Consider the following 6,046-nt stretch of genomic DNA (forward strand, 5'->3'; position numbering starts at 1 on the left):
TGTTCTCCGGGCGTAATCGGGTCGTCAGGATCAGGCGTTGGAAGGGCTGGCCAGGGTCAGTTCGGCCAAGGTGCGAAACTCGGCCAGCAGGCTGCGGACATAGGCGACCTGGTTGTTCGCCCAGCGGTGTTCATCGGCCAGCATTTGCTCAAGCGAGTAGCCGTTCGGAAGCGGCGTTTCGCTCATCTCCCGGTAAGCAATGAAGGGATCGGCCGCCTCAAGGCTTTGGCGGAAGGCCGGGGCCACGTAGTGATTTTCCTGCTCGAGAATGAATGCAATCACCTGCGGGGTTGCTTCGCCCAGCATCAACAGCTCGAACAGCATGCGGGCGCTGGGCAGATCGTCCTCGTCGCTGCCCTGCAATACGCCGTAATGGCCGAAGCCGTTTTGCTCGGGGACGATGCGCACACCTTTCATGTGCGTCTGACGGATGTGCGGCGCCAGGTTGCGCAGGGCCTGCAGGGGCTGTTCGCAGGCATTGATCATGTTGCCGAAGTCGAACAGGGCATGCAGACGAGGGTGGTCGAGGCGGTTGAGCAGTTGCGCGATCTCGCCGCTCTTGAGTTCTTCATGCTGCTCGAAGTCGAAGTACAGGTCGTGCTCGTCGGCCTGTTGGGCGAGGTAGTGCAGGTCGGTCTCGATCACGTCCATGACCCGCGACAGCGTGCCCTCGTAACGTGAGTAAACACGGATGTTGCGCACCCCCAGAGTCCTGGCGATGGCGATTACCTGATCGACATCCTTTTTCAGCGTACTGCTGATTTCCAGGTGCACATCCAGCCCCAGCGCTTTGGCCTTGGCGGCAAACGCCTGGAGCTGCGCGGGTGACATTTGGCTCAGGCTGTTTTCCTCGCCGTCGAGCAAATGCAGGCTCAGGCCTTGCAGCTCGTGGCGATAGGCGAAGTCCAGCAGGTCGGCAGGGGTGACACGACCGTGGGTGAGGTTGGTCAGTAGCGGGTAGGCGTGGGCAAACAGGCGCAATTGCCCGAGACGCTCAAGCAACCGCCGGGCCAGTGCGTCCGTCAGCACGGGAACAGCCCCGTCTTCGACCACCTTATGGCTCAGCAAGGCGTTGAATCGTTCCTGGATCTTATTGTTCATTAGAGTCGTTCCTGGTTCAGACACCGGGTCTACCGGCGCAGCCTTTATCGCGCCAGTCAGGAACTCTCGATAGATCCACTATCAGTTATTTGATAAGACCACTTGCCTCGCATCCAGTGGTCGGCGGCAGATAACCCAATGTGCGCAAGGCCAGGGCCAGCGCCTCGACCCGTTCCCGGGCCTGGTTTTCCGGCGTGCCGGCAAAGCCGATCAACAGGGCCGGCGGCAGGGCATGCTTGATGCGGTAGTCGCTCAAGGCGTAAGTGTGGATGTTGTGCCGGGCCAATTGCCGGGCAATGTCAGTGTCACTGAGTTCGGGGGGCAGCCAGGCGATCAGGTGCATGCCAGCATCCGCCGGGGTGATCCTGAAGAAGCTGCCAACCTGCTTTTCAAGCTGTTCGATCAATGCCTGCTGGCGCGCCTTGTACAGCGCACGCATGCGGCGGATGTGCCCCAGAAAGTGACCTTCGCCCATGAAGTCCGCCGTTGTCGCCTGAAGCAGTGTGGGCGGACTGCGATCCATGACCGCGCGCAGGGTACAGAAGGGTTCGACCAGAGCCTGCGGCAGAATCACGTAACCCAGTCTCAGTGACGGAAACAGAACCTTGCTGAACGTTCCGACGTAGATCACCCGGGCCATCTGGTCCATGGCATACAGCGCCGGGAGGAGGCGGCCACTGTAGCGAAACTCACTGTCGCAATCGTCCTCGATGATCCAGCTCTGATGCTGCGCAGCCCAGTCGATAAGTGCCTGGCGCCGCGCATAACTCAGGGTGACACCCAAAGGATGCTGGCGCGAAGGCGTGCAAAACACCAGGCGGGCATCAGGGCACTCGGTCAGGCCTTGCTGGACATCGATCCCCTGTTCATCGATACGCAACGCAACCACCTGAGCCCCCTGGGCCTGCAAAGCAATGCGCGCGGCGATGTGCCCCGGGTCCTCCATCCAGACGCTGTCCTGTGGATTGAGCAGTAGCATGCCCAGCAGGTTGAACGCTTGCTGCGCGCCGGAAACAATCACCACTTGCCCGGCATTGCAGTCGATGCCACGTGCATCGAAAACGTATTCGGCAATCGCCGTGCGAAACGCCTGCAAGCCTTGCAACTCGCCATAACCCAGAATGGCCTTGGTTGGCTTGAGCAAATGACGGTTCATCAGGCGCCGCCAGATCGCCTGCGGGAAGGCGTCATAAGTGCTGTGGCTGGGCAGAAAGGAAGTCGGGGTCGCGGGGTCCCAGTCGGCATAGGACACCCCGCGAAAATGATCGCTGCGCAGCGACAACATCGACTGGCTCAGGTCGGACAGGCGCGGTGGCTGGCGCGGTTGCTCGTCTTCGATACCCCGGCTTTCCCACTCAGTGCCGACATACGTACCGGCGCCGGTGCGCGAGGCCAGGAAACCTTCGGCAATCAGCTGATCGAACGCATTGAGAATGGTGATCCGCGACAACCCCAACTCGTTACTCAAGGTCCGGGTCGACGGCAGGCGCACGCCCCCCTGGATTCTGCCGTTGAGTATCTGTTTGCGAATCTGCAGATACAGTTGACGGTACAGGGGAATGGCACTGGCACGGTCCAGCTCGATAGCCGACAGCAGCAAACCTGCGGGGGATTTCATGACATGCTCGTCTGGGGGAGATGGGGTTTGACCTGGGAACTGTCAGGCGATGGAGAGGGAAGGGTATCGAGTGGTACTCGATAAGTCATCTGTCTGGGGTTGAGGTTAATTCAGGACAGGTTTCAGACGTTGCAGGCAAGCTGTCGAGAAATGCGGCAATCTGCCGGGTACCACGCAAATGCACCGTAGGAATTTGCGAGCCTATGGCCAAGCGCACCGCCTCGATGCCTGGACGGTAGCCACGATCGAAATTCCACACGAAATTCAGAAAGGTCAGGAACGCCCGGTCGAGCTTCTCTGTACAGCCTGCTGCAAGGTCAGGGCGAGGGCGGTTCGTTACGCTGCGAATGATCACCCGAGTGAAACAGGTGAGCCGCGGCGTATCGAGCCAGATGATCAAGTCGGCACGGGGCAGGCGAAGATCGAATGTACGTCGGGCATAGTTGCCTTCACAGATCCACGCAGCCGGTGCGATCGCTTCACTGACCCGTGTGCGGAACTGCTCAGCGTCGGGTTCGACCCAGTCGGGCTCCCAGAACAGTGTGTCCAGGTGCACCACGGGCAAGGCAAGGCGGATGCCGAGGGCGCGGGCGAGGGTAGATTTGCCGCTACCGGCATTGCCCAGAATTACAATCCGTTGCATGGTCGGACTTCCTGTCGCGAAAAAAGCCGGCGATTGTGCAGGTTTTGGGGCGCCAGTTAAAGGCTGATGGGGGGCTAGCGCACCACAGGAATGATTTTTTTGTTGCCTGCTGCGCTATATGCAGATGAGAGCAAGATACTGCCCCCTCTTTGTCACATTGAACGTTTGCTTCTGGCCGTTTGCTACCTGTAGTGAGGGGCTGCAATCTACCCATACCGGCCCGTCATAACCGCTGCCGACTTCACTTTGGTGCCACCTTGAATTTCGAGCTCGTTTTTTGATGGGGAAGTATCAAACACGAACGTATACCGCTCTGATAATCGCGTCCATTGTGTATCGGCCTAGATCCGGTTACTGGTACGCCTTGTCCCGGTCACAGAGCACTTTCATAGCGCATAGCGCTTGTGCCAGCCCAAATCGGGGCATTGGTCATTATTGTTTTCAAAAACCGACATGTAGGTGTCGGTTACAAATAAGTTGTCGTTTATAGACATCTCTCGCGTATGTGCTACGAATGTGCACAACGTTGATGAGCGCAGGCTCAAACTCAAGCGTTTTCCTTATGGCTCCCGCCCTGCAAACCCTCAGCTTAGAGACATTGAGTGATGTCGTTTTTGGATCCACTAAAACTTATGTAATTGGGTATGACCTTTGCAGATTGAATAGGAACAAACCCACCAACTTTTGGATGGGAGAATAAAAAGAGCCTCTGCCTGAGGCCATTCACACGCTTTGTGTGAGGAGATACCGCGATGACGTCGTTCAACTCCGGGGCCCAACCCCAGAACCGTGCGCCTCAATCCATCGGCTTTCTGCTGCTGGACAATTTCACGCTGATTTCTCTGGCGTCCGCTGTAGAACCGCTACGGATGGCCAACCAGTTGTCCGGTCGCGAGCTGTATCGCTGGACCACTCTCACCGTCGATGGCAGCCAGGTCTGGGCCAGTGATGGCCTGCAAATCACCCCTGACGCTTCCATGCACAAAGCACCGCCAATGGACACGATCATCGTTTGCGGTGGCGTCGGCATTCAGCGCACCGTTACCCGTGAACACGTATCCTGGCTGCAAAGCCAGGCCCGCAAGGCCTGCCGACTCGGTGCGGTCTGCACCGGTAGTTGGGCTCTGGCTTGCGCCGGACTGCTCGATGGTTTCGATTGCAGCGTGCACTGGGAATGCCTGGCCTCGATGCAGGAAGCCTTCCCGCGTGTGGTCATGAGCACGCGCTTGTTCACCCTGGACCGTAACCGTTTCACCAGTTCCGGCGGCACCGCGCCACTGGACATGATGCTGCACCTGATCAGTCGTGATCACGGCCGTGAACTGTCCGCCGCAATCTCGGAAATGTTTGTCTACGAGCGCATCCGCAACGAACAGGATCACCAGCGCGTGCCGCTCAAGCACATGCTTGGTACCAATCAACCGAAGTTGCAGGAAATCGTCGCACTGATGGAAGCCAACCTCGAAGAGCCGATCGACCTCGACGAACTGGCGGTGTACGTCGCTGTTTCGCGTCGACAGCTGGAGCGGCTGTTCCAGAAGTACCTGCACTGCTCGCCGTCGCGTTACTACCTGAAACTGCGTCTGGTCCGTGCGCGACAGTTGCTCAAGCAAACGCCGATGTCGATCATCGAAGTGGCTTCGATCTGTGGCTTCGTGTCCACGCCGCACTTCTCCAAGTGCTACCGCGAATACTTCGGCATTCCGCCGCGTGACGAGCGCGTCGGTTCCAATACCACGCAGCAGGTGGCGATGATACCGCTGCCGCAAGCATTGGTGCTCTCGCCGTTGGCCGGTTCGATGTCGGCTTTGAGCCAGGCACGTAACGAGTCAACCTTTGCCAGCGTTCGTCTATAAATCTTCACCCCTATCCTGCGAAAGCGTAACGTTCGCAGGATAGGGGAATGCGCTTCATTTTAGTGTTGTGCTGAGGCAGGACTTACTCGACGGCTTTGACCATGTCTTCGATGACTTTCTTGGCGTCGCCGAACACCATCATGGTCTTGTCCAGGTAAAACAGTTCGTTGTCCAGGCCGGCATAGCCGCTGGCCATCGAACGCTTGTTGACGATGATGGTCTTGGCCTTGAACGCTTCCAGAATCGGCATGCCGGCAATCGGCGATTTCGGATCGTTCTTCGCCGCCGGGTTGACCACGTCGTTGGCGCCCAGCACCAGCACCACGTCGGCCTGGCCGAACTCGGAGTTGATGTCTTCCATCTCGAACACCTGGTCGTAAGGCACTTCGGCCTCGGCGAGCAAGACGTTCATGTGGCCCGGCATCCGACCGGCAACCGGGTGGATCGCGTACTTCACGGTCACGCCGCGATGGGTCAGCTTCTCGGTCAGCTCTTTCAGCGCGTGCTGCGCCCGTGCTACCGCCAGGCCGTAGCCAGGAACGATGATCACGGTGTCGGCGTTGGTCAGCAGGAACGTTGCGTCGTCAGCCGAACCGGATTTCACCGGGCGGGCTTCTTTCGAGCCAGCAGGGCCTGCCGCATCTGCGGTGTTGCCGAAACCACCGAGCAGTACGTTGAAGAACGAACGGTTCATCGCCTTACACATGATGTACGAGAGGATCGCACCGGACGAACCCACCAGGGAGCCCGCAATGATCAGCATCGAGTTGTTCAGCGAGAAACCGATACCGGCCGCTGCCCAGCCGGAGTAGCTGTTGAGCATCGACA

5 protein-coding genes are annotated in these 6,046 nt (G+C 58.7%); 1 reads left to right on the forward strand and 4 read right to left on the reverse strand.

Translation table 11 applies throughout. The features are described 5' to 3' along the window. Positions 1–30: 30 nt before the first annotated feature. The 3 genes from KGB06_RS22370 to KGB06_RS22380 form a co-directional block, all read right to left on the reverse strand. Positions 31–1,101 (reverse strand): sugar phosphate isomerase/epimerase family protein, encoded by a 1,071-nt coding sequence (locus KGB06_RS22370; RefSeq protein ID WP_223519638.1) that lies wholly within the window; start codon positions 1,099–1,101, stop codon positions 31–33. An 85-nt stretch (positions 1,102–1,186) separates the two neighbouring features. Then, complete coding sequence (locus KGB06_RS22375) at positions 1,187–2,719, reverse strand: PLP-dependent aminotransferase family protein (RefSeq protein ID WP_223519640.1); 1,533 nt, start codon at positions 2,717–2,719, stop codon at positions 1,187–1,189. A gap of 85 nt (positions 2,720–2,804) precedes the next feature. Continuing rightward, the gene (locus KGB06_RS22380; RefSeq protein ID WP_223519642.1) at positions 2,805–3,362 is read right to left on the reverse strand and encodes an AAA family ATPase; all 558 of its coding nucleotides are present in this window, start codon (positions 3,360–3,362) and stop codon (positions 2,805–2,807) included. Between the two features lie 752 nt (positions 3,363–4,114). Here KGB06_RS22380 and KGB06_RS22385 point away from each other — a divergent pair. After that, a complete protein-coding gene (locus tag KGB06_RS22385) occupies positions 4,115–5,218 on the forward strand; it encodes a GlxA family transcriptional regulator (protein ID WP_223519644.1) in 1,104 nt (367 codons plus the stop codon). A gap of 82 nt (positions 5,219–5,300) precedes the next feature. On the opposite strand, the gene KGB06_RS22390 is transcribed toward KGB06_RS22385, so the two are convergent. Next, on the reverse strand, positions 5,301–6,046 hold a 746-nt coding region (locus KGB06_RS22390; RefSeq protein ID WP_223519646.1), incomplete at its 5' end, for an NAD(P)(+) transhydrogenase (Re/Si-specific) subunit beta.

Source organism: Pseudomonas sp. GL-B-19 (assembly GCF_019956415.1).
In the GTDB taxonomy this organism is placed as follows: Bacteria; Pseudomonadota; Gammaproteobacteria; order Pseudomonadales; family Pseudomonadaceae; genus Aquipseudomonas.

What these genes read in the sequence shown, in the direction of transcription:
- KGB06_RS22370 (WP_223519638.1), bottom strand. Translation starts at nt 1,101, where the DNA reads ATGAACAATAAGATCCAGGAACGATTCAACGCCTTGCTGAGCCATAAG.
- KGB06_RS22385 (WP_223519644.1), top strand. Translation starts at nt 4,115, where the DNA reads ATGACGTCGTTCAACTCCGGGGCCCAACCCCAGAACCGTGCGCCTCAA.
- KGB06_RS22375 (WP_223519640.1), bottom strand. Translation starts at nt 2,719, where the DNA reads ATGAAATCCCCCGCAGGTTTGCTGCTGTCGGCTATCGAGCTGGACCGT.
- KGB06_RS22380 (WP_223519642.1), bottom strand. Translation starts at nt 3,362, where the DNA reads ATGCAACGGATTGTAATTCTGGGCAATGCCGGTAGCGGCAAATCTACC.